Annotated in this window: 15 protein-coding genes; 10 read left to right on the forward strand and 5 right to left on the reverse strand. The window is 60.0% G+C overall.

Annotated features, from left to right (window positions below):
• Window positions 1-176: 176 nt before the first annotated feature.
• The 3 genes from ACWKWM_RS03330 to kdgK all read left to right on the forward strand — a co-directional run bounded on the left by ACWKWM_RS03330 (window position 177) and on the right by kdgK (window position 3,188).
• On the forward strand, window positions 177-941 hold the full coding sequence (locus ACWKWM_RS03330; protein ID WP_483844983.1) for an IclR family transcriptional regulator: 765 nt from the start codon (window positions 177-179) through the stop codon (window positions 939-941).
• 69 nt (window positions 942-1,010) lie between these two features.
• Window positions 1,011-2,216 carry an amino acid deaminase gene (locus tag ACWKWM_RS03335; protein WP_483844736.1) on the forward strand — a complete coding sequence of 402 codons (1,206 nt, stop codon included), beginning with the start codon at window positions 1,011-1,013 and terminating at the stop codon, window positions 2,214-2,216.
• 30 nt (window positions 2,217-2,246) lie between these two features.
• The gene (gene kdgK, locus ACWKWM_RS03340; protein WP_483844737.1) at window positions 2,247-3,188 is read left to right on the forward strand and encodes a 2-dehydro-3-deoxygluconokinase; all 942 of its coding nucleotides are present in this window, start codon (window positions 2,247-2,249) and stop codon (window positions 3,186-3,188) included.
• A 142-nt stretch (window positions 3,189-3,330) separates the two neighbouring features.
• On the opposite strand, the gene ACWKWM_RS03345 is transcribed toward kdgK, so the two are convergent.
• Window positions 3,331-3,606, reverse strand: coding sequence for a peptidylprolyl isomerase (locus tag ACWKWM_RS03345; protein ID WP_483835772.1), 276 nt, complete (start codon window positions 3,604-3,606; stop codon window positions 3,331-3,333).
• Window positions 3,607-3,766: 160 nt separating this feature from the next.
• Here ACWKWM_RS03345 and ACWKWM_RS03350 point away from each other — a divergent pair, with 160 nt between their 5' ends.
• The gene (locus ACWKWM_RS03350; RefSeq protein ID WP_483844738.1) at window positions 3,767-4,942 is read left to right on the forward strand and encodes a PilT/PilU family type 4a pilus ATPase; all 1,176 of its coding nucleotides are present in this window, start codon (window positions 3,767-3,769) and stop codon (window positions 4,940-4,942) included.
• A 371-nt stretch (window positions 4,943-5,313) separates the two neighbouring features.
• Here ACWKWM_RS03350 and iolG read toward each other — a convergent pair whose 3' ends face one another.
• Window positions 5,314-6,306 carry an inositol 2-dehydrogenase gene (gene iolG / locus ACWKWM_RS03355; protein ID WP_483844739.1) on the reverse strand — a complete coding sequence of 331 codons (993 nt, stop codon included), beginning with the start codon at window positions 6,304-6,306 and terminating at the stop codon, window positions 5,314-5,316.
• Between the two features lie 72 nt (window positions 6,307-6,378).
• The gene (locus ACWKWM_RS03360) at window positions 6,379-7,404 is read right to left on the reverse strand and encodes a LacI family DNA-binding transcriptional regulator (RefSeq protein WP_483844740.1); all 1,026 of its coding nucleotides are present in this window, start codon (window positions 7,402-7,404) and stop codon (window positions 6,379-6,381) included.
• A gap of 185 nt (window positions 7,405-7,589) precedes the next feature.
• Here ACWKWM_RS03360 and ACWKWM_RS03365 point away from each other — a divergent pair, with 185 nt between their 5' ends.
• The 3 genes from ACWKWM_RS03365 to ACWKWM_RS03375 all read left to right on the forward strand — a co-directional run bounded on the left by ACWKWM_RS03365 (window position 7,590) and on the right by ACWKWM_RS03375 (window position 10,752).
• Complete coding sequence (locus ACWKWM_RS03365; protein ID WP_483844741.1) at window positions 7,590-8,450, forward strand: SDR family oxidoreductase; 861 nt, start codon at window positions 7,590-7,592, stop codon at window positions 8,448-8,450.
• Entirely contained in the window at window positions 8,447-9,598 is a 1,152-nt protein-coding gene (locus ACWKWM_RS03370; protein ID WP_483844742.1) for a phytanoyl-CoA dioxygenase family protein, read from the forward strand. Before ACWKWM_RS03365 ends, ACWKWM_RS03370 begins: the two co-directional genes overlap by 4 nt.
• 302 nt (window positions 9,599-9,900) lie before the next feature.
• A complete protein-coding gene (locus tag ACWKWM_RS03375) occupies window positions 9,901-10,752 on the forward strand; it encodes an urea carboxylase-associated family protein (RefSeq protein ID WP_483844743.1) in 852 nt (283 codons plus the stop codon).
• Window positions 10,753-11,054: 302 nt separating this feature from the next.
• On the opposite strand, the gene ACWKWM_RS03380 is transcribed toward ACWKWM_RS03375, so the two are convergent.
• A complete protein-coding gene (locus tag ACWKWM_RS03380; protein ID WP_483844744.1) occupies window positions 11,055-11,999 on the reverse strand; it encodes a LysR family transcriptional regulator in 945 nt (314 codons plus the stop codon).
• A 300-nt stretch (window positions 12,000-12,299) separates the two neighbouring features.
• Here ACWKWM_RS03380 and ACWKWM_RS03385 point away from each other — a divergent pair, with 300 nt between their 5' ends.
• Together ACWKWM_RS03385 and ACWKWM_RS03390 are read left to right on the forward strand one after the other, a co-directional pair.
• The gene (locus tag ACWKWM_RS03385; RefSeq protein ID WP_483844745.1) at window positions 12,300-13,589 is read left to right on the forward strand and encodes a cation:dicarboxylate symporter family transporter; all 1,290 of its coding nucleotides are present in this window, start codon (window positions 12,300-12,302) and stop codon (window positions 13,587-13,589) included.
• A 327-nt stretch (window positions 13,590-13,916) separates the two neighbouring features.
• The gene (locus tag ACWKWM_RS03390) at window positions 13,917-14,594 is read left to right on the forward strand and encodes a TIGR04211 family SH3 domain-containing protein (RefSeq protein ID WP_483844746.1); all 678 of its coding nucleotides are present in this window, start codon (window positions 13,917-13,919) and stop codon (window positions 14,592-14,594) included.
• Between the two features lie 866 nt (window positions 14,595-15,460).
• On the opposite strand, the gene ACWKWM_RS03395 is transcribed toward ACWKWM_RS03390, so the two are convergent.
• Window positions 15,461-16,747 carry an MFS transporter gene (locus ACWKWM_RS03395; protein WP_483844747.1) on the reverse strand — a complete coding sequence of 429 codons (1,287 nt, stop codon included), beginning with the start codon at window positions 16,745-16,747 and terminating at the stop codon, window positions 15,461-15,463.
• Window positions 16,748-17,101: 354 nt separating this feature from the next.
• Between ACWKWM_RS03395 and ggt the strand changes: the two genes are divergently transcribed.
• Entirely contained in the window at window positions 17,102-18,826 is a 1,725-nt protein-coding gene (gene ggt / locus ACWKWM_RS03400) for a gamma-glutamyltransferase (RefSeq protein ID WP_483844748.1), read from the forward strand.
• Window positions 18,827-18,973: the final 147 nt, after the last annotated feature.

Here is an 18,973-nt window from a genome sequence, read left to right on the forward strand (position 1 = left end):
ACAGATTTGACACCGTACCTGTTGGAGCGAGGCTTGCCCGCGAAGCAGAGAATGCGGTGTGTCTGACAAACCAAGGTCACAGCTTCGCGGGCAAGTCGGAACGCCGCCCGCTCGCTCCAACAAGTAGAATGCCCGCAATCTTTCAGGAAGTATCTGCACCGATGGATAATCCAACCATGACCGAAGACACGATCAAACGCAGGGCCCGTGGTCTGGACCGGGCGTTCGATATTCTTGATTTCCTCAAGGAAACGGGCACGCCCATGCGCCCGAACGAGATCGCCAGCGGCATCGGCAGTCCCAAATCGACGGTGTATGAACTGGTTGCTTCATTGCTGGAGCGGCGGATTCTGGAAACCGTCGGCAAGGACGGCCACGTCTATCTGGGACGCCAGCTGTACTTCCTCGGACAAGCTCATCTGCGCCATTTCGACTTCACCCGTGAAGCCGAAGTCAGCCTGACCGAAATCGTCGAGCAGACCCGTGAAACGGCGCAAATGTGCCTGCTCAATGGTCGCAAATACACCGTGGCGCTGATGAAAGAGGGCGCCCGGCACTTCCGGATATCCTCGGACATCGGCGAAGACGCGCCGATTCCCTGGACCGCCTCCGGCCGCTTGCTGCTGGGCCATCTCACCGATCAGGCGATTACCGACCTGATCGACCCCGAGGACTTCATCCTTCCAAACGGCGAAGAACTGCCAATGGAGACGTTTCTCGGCGAGATCCGAAAGGCCCATGCCGAAGGTTTTTTTTCCTTCAACAGCATCGCCGACACCTTCACCCACTGTTTCGCCGCGCCGGTGAACGACAAACAGGGGATCTGCATCGCGACCCTGTGCATCGTCGCGCCACGTGCCGACGCCAAAACCCATTACGACGACTACCGTCGAGTGCTGATCGAAAGCGCCAACAGCCTCGCCCGGCGGGTCAACGACTGACGCGCTCGCCAATCAGCCGCGTCCTCACGCGCAATGACCCCGCGCCATGAACAAGAACAGGAGAACACCATGAGCACCGCCCTCGTACAAAAAGGCGCCGCCAACCCAGGCGACCAACTGGTTCGCGACGTCAGCCTGCCCGCGCTGGTCATCCACCGCCAGGCGCTGGAGCACAACCTGCACTGGATGCAGAAATTCGTCAGCAACAGCGGCGCCGAACTGGCGCCTCATGGCAAGACCAGCATGGTGCCAGCGCTGTTTCGTCGTCAGCTTGAAGTCGGCGCCTGGGGCCTGACCCTGGCCACTGCCGTGCAGACTCGCGCCGCTTATGCTCATGGCGTACGCCGGGTGCTGATGGCCAACCAGTTGGTGGGCGCGCCGAACATGGCCCTTATCGCCGAGATGCTTGGCGACTCGATGTTCGATTTCCACTGCATGGTCGATCATCCGGACAACGTTCAGGCGCTGGGTGAATTCTTCGCAGCCCAGGGCTTGCAGCTGAACGTGATGATCGAATACGGCGTAGTCGGCGGGCGCTGCGGTTGCCGCAGCGAGCAGGAAGTCCTGGCCCTGGCCGATGCCATTGCCGCGCAACCTGCGCTGAAACTCACTGGCATCGAAGGTTACGAAGGCGTGATCCATGGCGATCACGCCGTCAGCGGGATTCGTGAATTCGCCAGCTCGCTGGTGCGTCTGGCGGTCACGCTGCAGGACAAGGGCGCGTTTGCCCTGGATCGGCCGATTGTCACGGCGTCGGGTTCGGCCTGGTATGACCTGATCGCCGAAGAATTCGACAAGCAGCAAGTACGCGATCGCTTCCTCAGCGTGTTGCGCCCTGGTAGCTACGTCGTCCACGACCACGGCATCTATAAAGAAGCGCAATGCTGCGTGCTCGACCGCCGCGACGATCTGACCGAAGGCCTGCAACCGGCCATGGAGGTCTGGGCCCACGTACAGTCGATGCCGGAGCCGGGTTTTGCGGTGATCGCTTTGGGCAAGCGCGATGTGGCGTTCGACGCTGGCATGCCCAGCCCGTTGCTGCGTTACAAGGCCGGAGTGGTGCCGGCCAAGGGCGATGACGTCAGCGCCTGCAAAGTAACCGCTGTCATGGATCAGCACGCGTTCATGACTGTCGCGCCGGGCGTTGAGTTGAAGATCGGCGACATCATTTCCTTCGGCACTTCGCACCCGTGCCTGACCTTCGACAAGTGGCGTACGGGCTGTCTGGTGGACGACGACCTGAGCGTCATCGAAACCCTGGACACCTGTTTCTGATCACGGCCAGCCAAGGGGATTTTTGACGCCATGAGCGAATTAATCAGCCACAGTCACCCGAAAGTCGCGCTGATCGGCGAATGCATGATTGAGTTGCAGCAGCACGCCAACGGCAATATCAATCAGAGTTTCGGCGGCGACACGCTCAACACGGCAGTGTATCTGTCGCGCTTGTTGGGCTCAGCTGCGCAGGTGGATTACGTCACTGCGCTGGGCGATGACAGCTTCAGCGACGCGATGTGTGATGTCTGGTCTGACGAAGGCATCGGCCTGAGCAAGGTTCAACGTCTGCCCGGTCGGTTGCCCGGTTTGTACTGCATTCAGACCGATGCCAATGGCGAGCGGCGCTTTCTGTATTGGCGCAACGAAGCGGCGGTGCGCGATTGCTTCACAACGCCTGCGGCCGAGCCGATTCTGGCCGCGCTGCCGGAGTACGACGTGCTGTATTTTAGCGGGATTACCTTGGCGGTGCTGGGCGAAGTGGGCAGGGCGCGGCTGTTATCGACGTTGGGCGAGGCCCGTGATCGCGGGGTTCGGGTGGCATTCGATAACAACTATCGCCCGCGTCTGTGGCGCAGCGTTGAACAGGCCCAGCAAGCCTACCGAGCGGTGATGCATGAGGTGGATCTGGCGCTGCTGACCGAAGACGACGAGCAGGCGCTGTTCGGCTTTACTGACACCGAGCAGTTGCTGGCGACCTATCGCGCGATGGGCGTGAGCGAGGTGGTGGTCAAGCGCGGAGCCCGGAGTTGTTTGGTGGAGTCGATGGGCGCGCGTTTCGAGATTGCCGCGCACTCGGTGCACAAAGTGATCGACACCACGGCGGCGGGGGATTCATTCAGCGCCGCCTATCTGGCGCGGCGTCTGCGCGGCGGCAGTCCGGTGGATGCGGCAGAGGCGGGGCATCGGTTGGCGAGTCTGGTGATACAGCATCCCGGGGCGTTGATCCCCAGGAGTGTGATGCCGGGTTGATCGAATGGGGCACCATGCCCCGTGGGAGCGGACAGGTCCGCGAAGACTGACTTCCAGACGCCGGATATGTATCGGTCCGCACCGGCCTATTCGCGGACAGGTCCGCTCCCACGGGATTCTCATCTAGCCGGAAGGCTTGTTATCAATCCCGATAAAAAACCTGCACCAGGTGATATCCGAACTTGCTCTTAACCGGCCCATGGACCACACGCAGCGGTTTTTTGAAAATGATCTGGTCAATCGCCCCGACCATCTGACCAGGCCGCACTTCGCCCAGATCTCCGCCACGCTTGCCGGACGGGCAGGTCGAGTACTTCTTGGCCAGCACATCGAAGGCTTCACCCTTGGCGATCCGCTGTTTGAGTTGTTCGGCTTCTTCAGCGGTCTTGACCAGAATGTGCCGTGCTTGAGCTTTCATGAAAATAATCGTCTCGAGAAAAACGCCGCGCATTATGCCTTTGTGCTGCGCTTTCAGGTAATTTCCTAATCCTTGATCGGATGAGCGAACGCTGTCCGGGGTACAAGGTCGCATGATGTGGCGACCTGCCGTCTTCTTACCTTACTTGTGCGGTGCAGTTATGGATTTTCCGGCGTTGTTGAAGATTCTGGCCAGCCAGGATGGATCGGACCTTTATCTGTCTACCGGCGCGCCACCTTGCGCCAAGTTCAACGGCGTGCTCAAGCCGTTGAGCACTGAAGGGTTGAAGCCCGGCGATATCGCGAAGATCGCCGACAGCATCATGGACAGCGAGCAACGCCAGGATTTCGAGCGTGATCTTGAAATGAACCTGGCCTACTCGCTGGGTGGCATCGGGCGCTTCCGTATCAACATCTTCAAGCAGCGCAACGAAGTGTCCATCGTCGCGCGCAACATCAAGCTCGACATCCCGAAATTCGAAGACCTGCACCTGCCCGAGGTGCTGCTCGACGTGATCATGGAAAAAAACGGGCTGGTGCTGTTTGTCGGCGCTACGGGATCGGGTAAATCGACGTCGCTGGCGGCGTTGATCGATCACCGCAACCGCCACGCCAGCGGGCATATCATCACCATCGAAGACCCGGTCGAGTTCATTCACAAGCACAAGAAATCGATCATCAATCAGCGCGAAGTGGGCGTCGACACTCGCAGCTTCCACGCCGCGCTGAAAAACACGCTGCGCCAGGCACCGGATGTAATCCTGATCGGCGAAATCCGCGACCGCGAAACCATGGAGCATGCTTTGGCGTTTGCCGACACCGGGCACTTGGCAATCTCGACCCTGCATGCCAACAACGCTAACCAGGCGCTGGACCGGATCATCAATTTCTTCCCCGAAGATCGCCGCGCGCAGCTGCTCCACGATCTGGGCAACAACCTCAAGGCGTTTGTGTCCCAGCGGCTGGTCAAGACCAAGGACGGCAAGCGTAGAGCGGCCGTTGAGGTCATGTTGGGTACTTCAACCGTTCGTGATCTGATTCATCGCAATGAGCTGAGCGAGCTGAAGGGCATCATGGAGAAATCCACCCACGTTGGCATGCAGACTTTCGACAACGCGCTGTACGACCTGGCGGTGGAAGGCGTGATCAGCGAAGACGAAGCCCTGAAAAACGCCGATTCCATGAACAACGTCCGGCTGCGCCTGAAGCTGCACGGTGAGAACGGCGTCAGCGAAATCACCACACCGCCCCCGGCGCCTCAGCCTGCACCCCAGGCCAACGCCGCCGATTGGGGCCTGGTCGATGAAAAAGACGAGCCCGGCACTCCGCATTTTTGATCGAGATCGGAAACCTGTGTGAGCGGACCTGTCCGCGAAGGCTGTTCAACCGACGCTATAGTTGTATCGGCAATACCGGCCTCTTCGCGGACAGGTCCGCTCCCACGGGTTTCGGGTCAATCCAAAAATGGGCGGCGAATACAAATTCCTTGTAGGAGCTGCCGAAGGCTGCGAAGCGGTGGGTCAGACAAACCGCAATCGCAGCCATCGTGCCTCGGCAGCTCCTACAGGATTTGTGCCTAGTGCAAGTTGCGGTGTTGAAATTAGATCGCTGCCGATTCACGCATTATGCAAAACCTGTGGGAGCGAATTCATTCGCGAGGCGGCCCGGCATACACACCTCGCTGGCCGCTTCGCCAACAAGTTGGCTCCTACAGGGCTATCGCACGCCCGGTCTTGATCGATTCAATCGCGCAATTTGCCAGGTGCAGCGCTTTGAGGCCGTCGCGGGCGGTGCTGGGGAGGTTGTCGCCAGAGACCACGGCGTCGATGAAGTGCTCAAGCTCAATGCGATAGGAATCGGCGTAACGCTCAAGGAAGAAGTTCATCAGCGGCTCGCGAACTTCGGTCTGGCTAGCAGTCCAGCTACGCACGGTGCTCGGGCGATGGTTTTCATTGAGCAGCATGCCTTTTGAACCGAACACTTCCAGCCGCTGGTCGTAGCCATACACCGCTTCACGGCAGCAGTTGATGTGGCATTGCTTACCTGAAGCCGTGCGTAGCAGCACCATCACGCTGTCGAAATCGTCGATCTGCGCCAATGCAGGTTCGACCAGACGGCTGGCGATGGCGATGACCTCCACCGGTTCTTCCCCCAACAGCGTGCGGGCAGTATCGAAGTCGTGAATGGTCATATCGCGGAAGATCCCGCCCGAGTGCTTGAGGTATTCCACCGGCGCCAGACCAGGGTCACGGCTGGTGATCACCACCTGACGCACCTCACCGATGGTCCCGGCGGCAATGGCTTTGCGCATCGCAAGGGTGTCGGGGTCAAAGCGGCGATTGAAACCCAGCATCACTTTGCCGTTCTGCCGTTCAATCTCGTCCACGGCCTTGGCCGCTTTGGCGAAATCCAGATCGATCGGTTTTTCACACAGCACTGGCTTGCCCAGTTTCACGGCGCGCAGCATCAGGTCGATGTGAGTGTCGGTGGGGGTGCCGATCACAATGGCGTCCACGTCGTCACGCTCGATGGCCGCTGCGCAGTCATAGGCCGCTGCGCAACCCAGTTTGGCGGCGAGCGTGTCGACGCCTTCACGCCATGGGTCGGCGATCACCGAGAGAATCACGTCAGGGTTCGCCGCCACATTGGCAGCATGGATATTAGCGATGCGGCCTGCGCCGAGGACTGCGATGCGAAGCATGGGTGGATCTCCTGGGATTGTTATTGTCGGGGGTAGATCGGGTTTGTAAACGGGACGTCGTTCGAAGAGCCGTCAGTGAGCCAGATTGAATGGCGTGACGATCTGGACCTGTGACGAAGGGATCGGGTCGGCTTTCCACAACCGGTGGTACTGCAAGATGTGCAGAAAGCCGTGGCGTGCATCGACCTGCAAATTGTGATCGATGATCGCGGCGATCTTTTCTTCTGCCAGCAACTGGCGATTTTCCTGATCCAGGTCATGGCCGATGAACGCCGACAGCGGCCGATCCTGAGCAGCGAAGGCATCGACGATGGCGCGGTTGCCGCCACCGACGCTGTACACCGCGCGCAGTGAGGGATTGTCGAGCAACGCCTGACTCACACGCTCAAACGTCGGGCCGTACACCCCGTAACCGCCGCTGATGTCCACCACTCGTAAGTGTGGCGCCCGATTACGCAGCCACACGCGAAAGCCCATTTCACGTTCTTCTTCGCCGCGAAACAGCTCGCTGCTGATCACCACCGCAACATCCTGCGGGACCTGATCCAGCCACCGCGACATCAAATACGCTGCCGTCTGCCCAGCGGTGCGGTTGTCCATGCCGACATAACCCACGCGTGCGCTTTGCGGCAAATCCGACACCAGCGTCACCACCGGAATGCCCGCCGCCGTCACCTGATTCACCGCTTCGTTGATCTGCGGCTCGTCGGCTGCCTTGAGGATCAGCCCTTGGGAGCCTTTGTCCGCGCAACGCAGAATCAAGTCATGCATGCGCTCGGTGTCGATCTCTTGGTAAAGATGAAAACGCGGAAAGATGCGGAATGGCGCCAGGCTGCCCAGTTGCGCGTGAATGGCCTCCTGCACGGCATCGCTGAAACGGGTTGGGGTGTGCAGAATGATGTCGATATGGAACGTACGGCCTACAACGGGGCCGGACTTTTCCTGCGCATCGAGCTCTTGAAGCGCCTGCTGAATACGCCGGTCGGTCTGGTAATGAACGCTGCCGCGCTGGTGCAGCACGCGGTCAACCGTGGCTTTACTGACGCCAGCTTGCGCGGCGATCTGCTTGATGGAAAAGCGACGGGCTTGGTCGAGCATGATTTCCCCTGGCCATTTTGTTGTTATCGGCAAGTGAGGTCTTGTTGAGGTCGTTTCGGGCCTCTCTGAGGTAAGCGACAGGCTAGTCTCTGTTCTGTTTCTTGTACAGATGGAATTTAAATTCCATTCGCATCAAGAGCGCCTCATTGCCACAAACACAAAAATAAAAACCGCAGGAGACATGCATGTCAGCAGCACTGGATCTCTCGTCATCCTTCACCGGTCGTTACTACATCGTCACCGGCAGCACTCAGGGCCTGGGCGCAGCGGTGGCGCTGACCCTAGCGCAACGGGGCGCGGCAGGTTTGATCATCTGCGGGCGCAGCCGCGACAAGGGCGAACAACAGGCCCGCCAACTGAGCGAACTGGATTGCGAGGTGCATTTCGTCGAAGCTGACATGGAAAGCGTGGAGGATTGTCGCCGCGTCGCCGCCGCCGCCAAACAGCATTTCGGCACCGTGCACGGGCTGGTCAATTGTGCCGGCATGTCCGATCGCGGCAGCATCATCGACACCTCTCCAGAGCTGTTCGATCGCATCTTCGCGGTCAACGTCCGTGCGCCGTTTTTCCTGATGCAGGACACCATCAAGCTGATGATCGCTGGCGGGGTCGAGGGCGCCATCGTCAACATCCAAAGCGTGAGCGGGCATGGCGGGCAGTCATTCCTGTCGGCGTACGCCACCTCCAAAGGCGCCTTGGCGATCCTGACCAAAAACGTCGCGTTCAGCACCTTGCACAACCGAATCCGCGTCAACGGCTTGAACATCGGCTGGATGGACACGCCCCACGAAGACGAAATCCAGCGCAAATATCACGGCGCCGGTCATGACTGGCTGTCCAGAGTAGAAGCGCAGTCGCCGTTTGGCCGCTTACTCAAGCCGCAGGAAGTCGCCAACAGCGTGGCGTTTCTGCTCTCAGACCAGTCCGGAATGATGACCGGCTCAGTGATCGACCTGGAGCAAGGCGTGTTCGGTTGCGGCGACGGTTCGACGCCACGCCCTGATGCGCCGCTGACGTTAAAGGACTCGCACGGAGCAGGGCAGTGAGCCTGTTTGGCAGCGCGGGAGACATCGACATCAAGGCCTTCGCGGCGTTGTGCGAGCAGAACGTCGCGACGGCGGACTACCCGACCAGCCGCGAAACCCTCAAGCGCGTAGTGATTTATGACGCCGATGCGTTGCACCAGGCGGCTGAGACGAACCGGGTCGGGATTCTCAGCGAATTGCACCATGTGTTTCGTCACGGTCCCGGTGTGCTTGTGGTACGCGGCGCTTATCCCGACAGCGCTGTGGTTGACCGCCATAGCGCGGTGTTCGAACAGATATTGGCGCATGAGGCCAGGAAGGGTGCGGCGGCGGACCATTTTGCCAAGGCCGGGGCCAATGGGCGAATATGGAATTCGCTGCAGAAAGCCGCCGAGTTATCCCCGCAATCGTTCATCGAGTACTACGCCAATCCGCTGTTGGGGTTGATCGCCGAGAGCTGGCTGGGGCCATTTTTTCAGACCACGGCGCAGGTCAACGTGGTGCGCCCGGGTGGGCAGGCGCAGCAACCCCATCGTGATTACCATCTGGGGTTTCAGACCTCGGACGTGGCGACGCGCTTTGCGTTGCCGCTGCATCTGCTGTCGCAATACCTGACGCTGCAAGGCGCGATTGCCCACACCGACATGCCGCTGGAGAGCGGGCCGACATTGTTGCTGCCGTTTTCGCAGCAGTACGAGGCAGGCTATCTGGCGTGGCGGGATCAGCGCTTTATCGATTATTTCGCCGGGCACGCAGTGCAACTGCCGCTGAACAAGGGCGACCTGTTGTTCTTCAACCCGGCGTTGTTTCATGCCGCCGGCAGCAACCGCACGGCGGACTTTCATCGCATGGCCAATCTGCTGCAGATTTCTTCGGCGTTCGGCAAACCGATGGAAAGCATCGACCGTGACGCAATGATGCTGGCGGTGTATCCGCTGCTGTTGAAGGGCCTGGAAGACGTTGAAATAGACAGCGCTGGCGTGGAATCGGTGATTTCCCACACGGCGGATGGCTATTCGTTTCCCACCAACCTGGACACCGATCCTCCGCTCAATGGTCTCGCGCCGCAGACCGGTCAGCAGTTGATGGCGCAGGCATTGGAGGAACGTTGGCCGTTGCAGCGGTTTGGTGAGGGGGTGGCGCGGTTGTGCAGTAAGCGGCGAGCGTGAATTTGATCGTTCCCTCCCTCCCACTTTTTTCTCCGGTGCAGCGGCAATCGGGATCATCGCTCCAACAGGATCGGGAATTTTCTGTGAAGTGTCGATCTGACACCGATCTCGTGGGAGCGGACCCGTCCGCGAAGAAGCTCTTACATCCAATACATATTCAGCCAGATTAATGGCCTCTCGCGAACAAGTTCGCTCCTGAAGTGGCTGCGCCTGTGACCGCGCCAAATCAGGTTGGCATGCCCTATGCTGTCTCGACTCAGCCAAACCCGCCAACGGGCTCGAACAGCAAGAGGAATCGCCCCATGTACAAAGACTACCCAGCCGCCTATCAGGTCAGCAAAGGCGCGGCGTTGCAGGTTGATACCGCGTTTTATGAGCGCATCCGCGAGGGTCAGGACAGCCGCAGGCTGGTCGAGCAATTCGAAGTGCCGATCCGCACCGGTCGCGCCTGGAAGGTCAAGGCCGGGCAGGTGTTTCGCGTGACCACGCCGGTGGGGCCGCAGGTGGGCGACTTCAACGTGTGGAACGCCAACGATCCCCGCGAACGTCTCTGGGCGGCCCGGACCCGGCAATTGCAGGGGGCTCATGTCACGACCCATGACCGCTTGTGGTCCAATCTTCCCTTTCTGCGGCCGATGGTCACCATCACCGATGACAGTCTCGCCAGCTACGGCACCGACGAACACGGTGGGCGGCTGCACGATCTGCTTGGCACGCGCTGCGACCCCTACGTCAACAAGATGCTCACGGGTGAGGATTTTCACCATCACTGCCACTCCAACCTGACACGCGCGGTGCTGCCTCATGGGCTGACCGAGTTTGACGTGCATGACGTGCTGAACATCTTTCAGTGCACCGGCCTGAACCACGATGACATGTACTTCATGAAAGCGTGCCCGGCGCAGAAGGGAGACTACCTGGAATTTTTTGCCGAAATCGATCTGCTGTGTGCACTGTCGACGTGCCCCGGCGGCGATTTGTCGCTGCCGATGTGGGGCCCTGATGCGCAGGACCCGCTTAGTGTGTGCCGGCCGTTGGGCGTGGAAATTTATGACGTCGACGCTGCGTTGCTCGAAGGCTGGAAATCCCCCGAGCGTGCGGCGTACAACGGATCGCACGGACTGCAGATCGCCAAGGCCGATTGGGAGAAGTGATCTGCAGAATCATGCAGGCCATCTCTGTAGGAGCGAACTTGTTCGCGAAGCGTCCTGACTGACACACCACGATGGTTGTCTCGCCAACACGTTGGCTCCTACAGAGACCAGGCGTTTTAGGCATACCTGTAGGAGCGAACTTGTTCGCGAAGCGTCCTGACGGACACACCGCGATGGTTGTCTCGCCAACACGTTGGCTCCTACAGGGACCAGGCGTTTTAGGCATACCTGTAGGAGCGAACTTGTTCGCGAAGCGTCCTGACTGACACACCGCGATGGCCGTCTCGCCAACTCGTTGGCTCCTACAGACCGGGGGCCTTTATGGCGTTGCGCCGGCCCGCCAACTGCCGCGACAAGACTATGAAATTCTGCAGCGGCGGCAGCGGGTTGAAGTTGCGGCACACCAGGGTAATTGGTGCGTGCAACCGCGGCCGCGCGCCGCTGATTCGGCAATAGACCACACTCTCCCGGTGCACGTCCTTCATCGAGGCCGGCACGATTGACACCCCCGCACCGGCTGCCACCAGACTCACATTGGTCAGCATGCGCTCGACTTCAAAAGCGATTTTGGGGTTGAAGCCCGCGTTCTGGCAGGCCTTGATCAAGTGGGCGTACATGCCGGGTGCACCGGGGCGTCGCACCAGAATAAACGGCTCATCACGCAGATCGCTGAGCGACACCGTGGGCAGTTCGGTCGATCCAGTTTGCCGGTCAAGCAGAGGATGGCCGACCGGCAGCGTCAACAGCATCTCTTCGTTGAGCAAGCGGTGAAATTCAATGCTTTGATGCTGGGCCACCGGGGCCCGGAGAATGCCGACGTCGACACTGGCGTCGATGGCCGCTTCGGTCATCTGCTGCGCGCTGCCTTCCTTCAAGGACACCGCGACGCCGGGGTACTGCTCGCGATAGGCGCGGATGATGCGCGGGATCAAGGGGTGGGCGGCTGCCGAACTGGTGAAGCCGATGACCAGCGTGCCTTCGATACCGTGGGCGGCGCGGGAAGCCTTGCGCGAGCCTTCAGCCACACGGGCGAGGATGTCCTGCGCTTCGTGCAAGAACACCCGACCGCCTGCAGTGAGGTCAACGCCCTTGGGATGACGCTTGAACAGCTCGAACCCCAGTTCCTGCTCCAACGCGCGGATTTGCTGGCTCAAGGGCGGTTGCTGCATATTCAGCCGAGCGGCGGCGCGGGTGAAATGACGTTCTTCGGCCACCATGACGAAATACCGCAAATGACGAAGTTCCATGGTGATCTGTCCCGCAGCGTGGTTTTATTATTGTCGCCCGGTCAGGCCAGACGATGGCCGGTCAGCGTGCCCAATCCAGCAGGCGCTGGCAAGGCGGGTCTGCCCATGAAGCTTCTGCGGGCGTATCCCCTTCATCCAGCGGAACTTTGGGAGGGAGCTCGCTCGCGATGCTTTGCTCGGCATCTCGGAAGATGCGTTGACTGCAAGGCCGTCATCGCGAGCAGGCTTCCTCCCACTTAGCCGGGACCAGATTTGTGTAACGCATTACCCCACAACAATAAAAACGCGTTCGGAGTGTGGATGTCAGGCAGGCTGTTCAAAAGCTCTACGCTGCAAATCTTGCTGGCTATCGTCTGCGGCGTGCTGCTGGGCGTGTTCGATCCGCCGCTGGCCGTGTACATGAAGCCGCTGAGCGATGGCTTCATCCGCGTGATCGGCTGGCTGATGCCGCTGATGATGTTCCTGCTGGTGTCTTCAGGGGTAGCCGGTTTACGTGGCAGGGGTACGCGTCTGGCGGGCAAGGTGTGGGTTTATTTTCAACTGATGTCGGTGGTTTCCCTGTGCTTCGGTGCCCTGATCGCGCTGCTGTTTGCGCCGGGCGTCAGCGATGGCGTGAGTCACCTGGGCAGCACGGCAATACTGCAGTGGTCTGGCAACGTCCCGGTGCCACCGATTGCTGGCGAAGACAACCTGCTCAATACTGACTTTTCCTGGTCCATTGTGGGCGCCGTCATGGCACGCGCGTTCACCCAGAGCCTGATCTTGCAGGTGATGCTGGCCGGACTGTTGTTTGGCGTGCTGATCGGGCATTCAGGCACTGCCGGTAACGCACTGCGCTTGCGCCTGGAGCGCGTGGTCGGCGCGCTGTTCAAGCTGCTGAAACTCATTTTGCTGTTCGCCCCGATTGCAGCATTTGGGGCCATGGCCTTCACCATCGGCAAGTTCGGGCTGGGCTCTGCGCTGCCGCTGCTCAAGTTCGTCGCCGTCATGTACCTCGCCTGCGGCCTGTTCGTGGTCCTGATTCTGGCGCTGGTCGCGCGCATCGCTGGCGCCCGGTTGTCGCGGCTTGTGCTTTACGTCAAGGACGAGTTGCTTGTGGTGACTTTCACCGGCTCATCGGTCGCTGCGCTGCCGGGGCTGATCGAAAAAATGCACAAGCTGGGCTGCGATCAGCAGTTGGTGCGACTGGTGTTGACCACCGGCTACACCTTCAACCTCAGCGGTTCGAATATCTACCTGATGGTGGCCGTGCTGTTTCTGGCGCAGATGTCCGGGATCCACATGAGCGGCGTCGAACTGTTCACATTGCTGCTGGTTACCATGCTGACCTCGCTGGGTTCGACCAGCATGGCGGGGTCAGCGTTTTTTACCCTGATCGCCACGCTCAATCTGTTGCACGGAGTGCCGCTGGAGGGCGTCGGGTTGCTGCTTGGGGTGGAGCGGCTGATGAAATGCCGCTCGCTGACCAATGTGCTGGGCAATTGCGTGGCGTGTCTGGCGATTGCCCGTTGGCAGAACGCGGTAGACCGACCGGTGCTGGCGAAGGTATTGCTGGGGCCCGCAGCGGACGTACTCCCGCTCAAGCGCTGAAATCAGGCGGTTTTTCCCGGCCCGGAAAGCCAGATGGAGCAACGCTTTAGGCCCATTACGCTGCGCCATTTCCTACATCGTTCGATCAACTGTCTGACGAACGTCATGCCGCTGTAGTGAACCTGACACTTTTTAAACGGTCTGTTGACCACTGCGCGGCAAGTGGTGTCGGGTTCACGAGCGTCCGACGGTTGTCACGATTTTCTCCGCGCGCCTGTCTTCTCCAGCAGTTGCAGCGTGATGCCCGTCGCTGCAGGCGCAGGCTCTGTCCATCTTCACCGGCCCGACCATCCAGGCCTTTTCTTTTTATTTTTTGAAGATCCTTCCATGTTGCCATCTCAGTCCTCATCCCGTATTTCGCCTGCTTTTTCCACACCCAGCGCTCGACGCCGTCTGCTTCGCGCGGCCCTGTTAGGCAGTTTGCTCACGGTGTGCATCGGCGCCCAGGCCGAGACCAATGCCAAAGATCGCTGGGTCAGCGACACCTTGAGTACTTATGTACGCAGCGGGCCTACTGACGGTTACCGCATTGTCGGTACGCTCAAGTCAGGCCAGAAAGTCGAGTTGGTCAACACTCAGGGCGATTACAGCCAAGTGCGCGGCAACTCCGGCGATTTGGTGTGGATTGCGTCCAACGACTTGCAGCAAGTGCCGGGCCAGACCGAGCGCCTGCCGCAGTTGACGCAGCAGGTCACCGACCTCAGCGGCCAATTGAAGACCATCGACGACGATTGGAAAACCAAGGTGCAGGGCATGCAGGAAACCCTGGATTCACGCAAAAAACTGGTCGACGAGCTTGAAGCCCGGGCCAAGGATCTGAACGCCCAGTTGACTGACGCTCAGTCGGAGTTGCGTTCCACCCAGGCAAAACTGGGTGACGAGAACAACCAAGTGCTGATGCGCTATATGGTTTACGGCGGCAGCATAGCTGGCGCAGGTTTGCTGCTGGGCCTGATTCTCCCGGCACTGACCCGTGGTCGCAAACGCAACGATCGGTGGTTTTGATCTGAGCAACGCCGCGCTTCTGTAGGAGCCAACTTGTTGGCGAGGCGGCTAATTCGATTCATCAGGCACTCCGCCTTCCTGTGGGAGCCAACTTGTTGGCGAGAGGGTTGACGAGGTATGTCAGTCCAAATGCCTCGCGAACAAGTTCGCGCCTACAGGGTGCTGCTCGCTTCAGTACATCAGGCACGCCGCCTTCCTGTAGGAGCCACAACAACTTGTTGGCGAGAGGATTGACGCGGTGTGTCAGCCGAAATGCCTCGCGAACAAGTTCGCTCCTACAGGGTACTGCTCGCTTCAGTACATCAGGCACGCCGCCTTCCTGTAGGAGCCAACTTGTTGGCGAGAGGACTAACGCGGTGTGTCAGCCGAAATGCCTCGCGAACAAGTTCGCTCCTACAGGGTGCTGCTCGCTTCAGTACATTAGGCACGCCGCCTTCCTTTATGAGCCAACTTGTTGGCGAGAGGGTTGACGCGGTATGTCAGTCCAAATGCCTCGCCAACAAAGTTCGCTCCTACAGGGTACTGCTCAGTACATCAGGCACGCCGCCTTCCTGTAGGAGCCAACTTGTTGGCGAGAGGGTTGACGCGGTGTGTCAGCCGAAATGCCTCGCGAACAAGTTCGCTCCTACAGGGTGCTGCTCGCTTCAGTACATCAGGCACGCCGCCTTCCTGTGGGAGCCAACTTGTTGGCGAGAGGGTTGACGAGGTATGTCAGTCCAAATGCCTCGCGAACAAGTTCGCGCCTACAGGGTGCTGCTCGCTTCAGTACATCAGGCACGCCGCCTTCCTGTAGGAGCCACAACAACTTGTTGGCGAGAGGATTGACGCGGTGTGTCAGCCGAAATGCCTCGCGAACAAGTTCGCGCCTACAGGGTGCTGCTCGCTTCAGGGACTGGCTTTTGCTCTCGGGCCATTGAAAAGGCCAACCGCCCAGCGCTGAACCGCACGCTCAACTCCCGGTATTTCACCAGATACCGTGCCCATACCAACGCAGCCGCAATCCCCGACGCGCCACCGATCCCCAACGCCCAGCGCGGGCCGAAGGTGTCTGCCACCCATCCGACAATCGGCGCGCCAACAGGCGTGCCTCCCAATGTTGTGGCCAGCAGAATCGCCATGACCCGCCCGCGCATCAGCGGGTCGGTGGACAGCTGCACCATGCTGTTGGAGGAAGTGGTGAAGGTCTGCGCCGAGATCCCCAGCACGAATAGGGCCGCACCAAACAGCCAGAAATTGGGCATGAACGCCGCCAGCGCAAAGCCGGCGCCGAAGATCGAAATCGCGATCAACAGCAGCTTCGCGCCGGGCCTGCCGCGCTTGGCCGCGAGCAGGGCGCCGGTCACCGAACCGATCGCCATGATTGACGTCAGCAGCCCGTAATGCCCGGAACCTGCGCCATACACACTGACCGCCATGGTCGAGATGAAGATCGGAAAATTGAGCCCGAACGTTCCCACCAGAAACAGCATCAGCAGCAGCGCCTTCAGGTCCGGGCGCTTCCACACGTAACGAAAGCCTTCCACCAGATTGCCCCGTGCTCGGACAGGCCTGACGCGCACGTGCATTTCTCGGGTGCGCAATCGCGTCATGGCGTAGATCATCACGATGAAAGTGATCGCATTGCTCAGCAGCACCCAACCCGTCCCCAGAAACGGAATCAACCCGCCAGCCACTGCCGGCCCGATCATGCGTGCGGCATTGAACGACAGCGAATTGAGCGCCACTGCGTTCGATAGCTGATTCTCGTCCACCAGGTCCGAAACGAACGTCTGCCGCGCCGGAGCGTCGAACGCCGCCACGCAGCCCGACAGAAAGGCAAATACGTAAACCTGCCACAGCGTCACATGCCCGGTGACCGTCAGCAGGCCGAGACCCAGCGCCAGCAAGCCCATCGCCACTTGGGTGACGATCAACAATTTGCGTCGGTCAAAGTGGTCCGCTGCCGCGCCGCTGAAGGGCAGCAGCAACAGCATCGGGCCAAATTGCAGGGCCAAAACCACGCCCAGCGCGGTGGCGTTTTGTTCGGTGAGCTGGGTCAGCACCAGCCAGTCTTGCGCCGTGCGTTGCATCCAGGTGCCGACATTGGAGATCAGGGCGCCAATGGCCCATACGCGGTAGTTGTAGCCCTCAAGAGAGCGGAAAGTGCGGGCCATCGGGTTTCCTGTACTTATTGCGCCTGCTCCCCTGTAGGAGCGAATTTGTTCGCGAGGCGGGTTCCGATGCTGTCCGGGACATATTCATTTATCTAAAGCGCGATTAATAAATCTGTCGCCTTCAAGACGAAGTGCTGATCGCAGCGAGCAATCCCGTTGGATAACACAGCCACGGCTCACACGCAAAGGACAGCCAAACGGGACGCCAGTGCCAGCGCAAAGTCGTAACCCGGCAAGATTTGGTCGCATTGGCATGGGGTAAGTGGCCGGGGAGCCGCTACTTTGAATGGGCATGGATTTGCAACCGCCTCTCTGGCGCTGCCCCAGTTCACAACAAAATAGCGAGCCGCCCCCATGAAATACGAACCCTTTGCCCAGTCGCTGATTGCGACCGCGCTCACCTTGAGCGTCTCCTGCACTTACGCCGCCTCCCAAGCCCCCGTCGCCGGTGAGCACGGAATGGTGGTGACAGCGCAACACCTGGCGACCCATGTTGGCGTCGATGTCCTGAAGTCCGGCGGCAACGCGGTTGATGCGGCGGTCGCGGTGGGTTACGCGCTGGCGGTGGTGTACCCGGCAGCGGGCAATCTGGGAGGCGGCGGCTTCATGACCGTGCAGTTGGCGGACGGGCGCAAGACCTTCCTCGACTTCCGTGAAAAGGCGCCGCTGGCTGCCACCGCCGACATGTATCTGGACAAGGCTGGCAACGTGGTACCGAACCTCAGTTCCAAAGGCCATCTGGCCGTCGGCGTGCCTGGCACCGTGTCCGGCATGGAGCTGGCGCTGAGCAAATACGGCACCAAAAAACGCTCGGAGGTCATGGCCCCGGCGATTCAGCTGGCGCAGGACGGCTTTGTGCTGGAGCAGGGCGATGTCGATCTGCTGGAGACCGCCACTGCAGAGTTCAAGAACGACAAGGATTCCGGGCCGATCTTCCTCAATAACGGCGAGCCCATGAAAGTCGGCGACCGCTTGGTGCAACGGGATCTGGCGAGGACATTGGGGGAAATCGCCGCCAAGGGCAGCGACGGTTTCTACAAGGGCTGGGTGGCCAAGTCGATCGTCGATTCCAGCCAGGCGGGGAAGGGCATCATCACCCAGGCCGACCTCGACAAATACAAGACCCGGGAGCTGGCGCCCATCGAGTGCGATTATCGCGGCTATCACGTTATCTCCGCGCCGCCGCCGAGTTCCGGCGGGGTGGTGATCTGCGAGATCATGAACATTCTCGAAGGCTATCCGATGCAGCAGTTGGGCTATCACTCGGCCCAGGGCATGCACTATCAGATCGAAGCCATGCGCCACGCCTACGTTGACCGCAACAGCTATCTGGGCGACCCGGATTTCGTCAAGAACCCCCTGACGCATCTGCTGGACCCGGCCTACGCCACCAAGCTACGCGCCGCCATTGAACCGCAAAAAGCCGGGGTCTCCCGCGATATCAAACCGGGCGTGTCGCCCCACGAAGGCAATAACACCACCCATTATTCCATCGTTGACCAGTGGGGTAACGCGGTGTCGGTGACCTACACGCTGAACGACTGGTTCGGCGCCGGGGTGATGGCCAGTAACACCGGGGTGATGCTTAACGATGAGATGGACGACTTCACCTCCAAGATCGGCGTGCCGAATATGTACGGTCTGGTGCAGGGCGAAGCCAACGCTATCGCGCCCTACAAAACGCCGCTGTCCTCCATGAGCCCGACCATCGTCACCAAGGACGGTAAAACGGTGATGGTGGTCGGTACGCCGGGCGGTAGCCGGATCATCACCGCCACTTTGCTGACCATGCTCAACGTCATCGACTACGGCATGAATATTCAGGAAGCGGTCGACGCACCACGCTTCCACCAGCAGTGGTTGCCCGAGGAGACAAATCTGGAGACGTTCACCACCAGCCCCGACACCCAGAAGATCCTTGAAAGCTGGGGCCACAAGTTCGCAGGCCCTCAAGACGCCAACCACCTGGCGGCGATTCTGGTAGGCGCGCCGTCCTTGGGTGGCAAACCGGTGGGCAATAACCGTTTTTACGGCGCCAACGATCCACGGCGTAATACCGGGTTGTCGCTGGGGTATTGAGCACACAGCCGGACGCTGGCCCTGTAGGCGTTGACGAGCAACGCGAGGCTACGAAGCGGTGTGCCAGGTGTACCTTAATCGCAGCATTCGGCAGCTCCTACAGGGGTGTGCATCGCCTAGCGTCTACAAGCGTATTGGTCCGGCTGG

The organism is Pseudomonas rosaeacicularis (assembly GCF_057128745.1).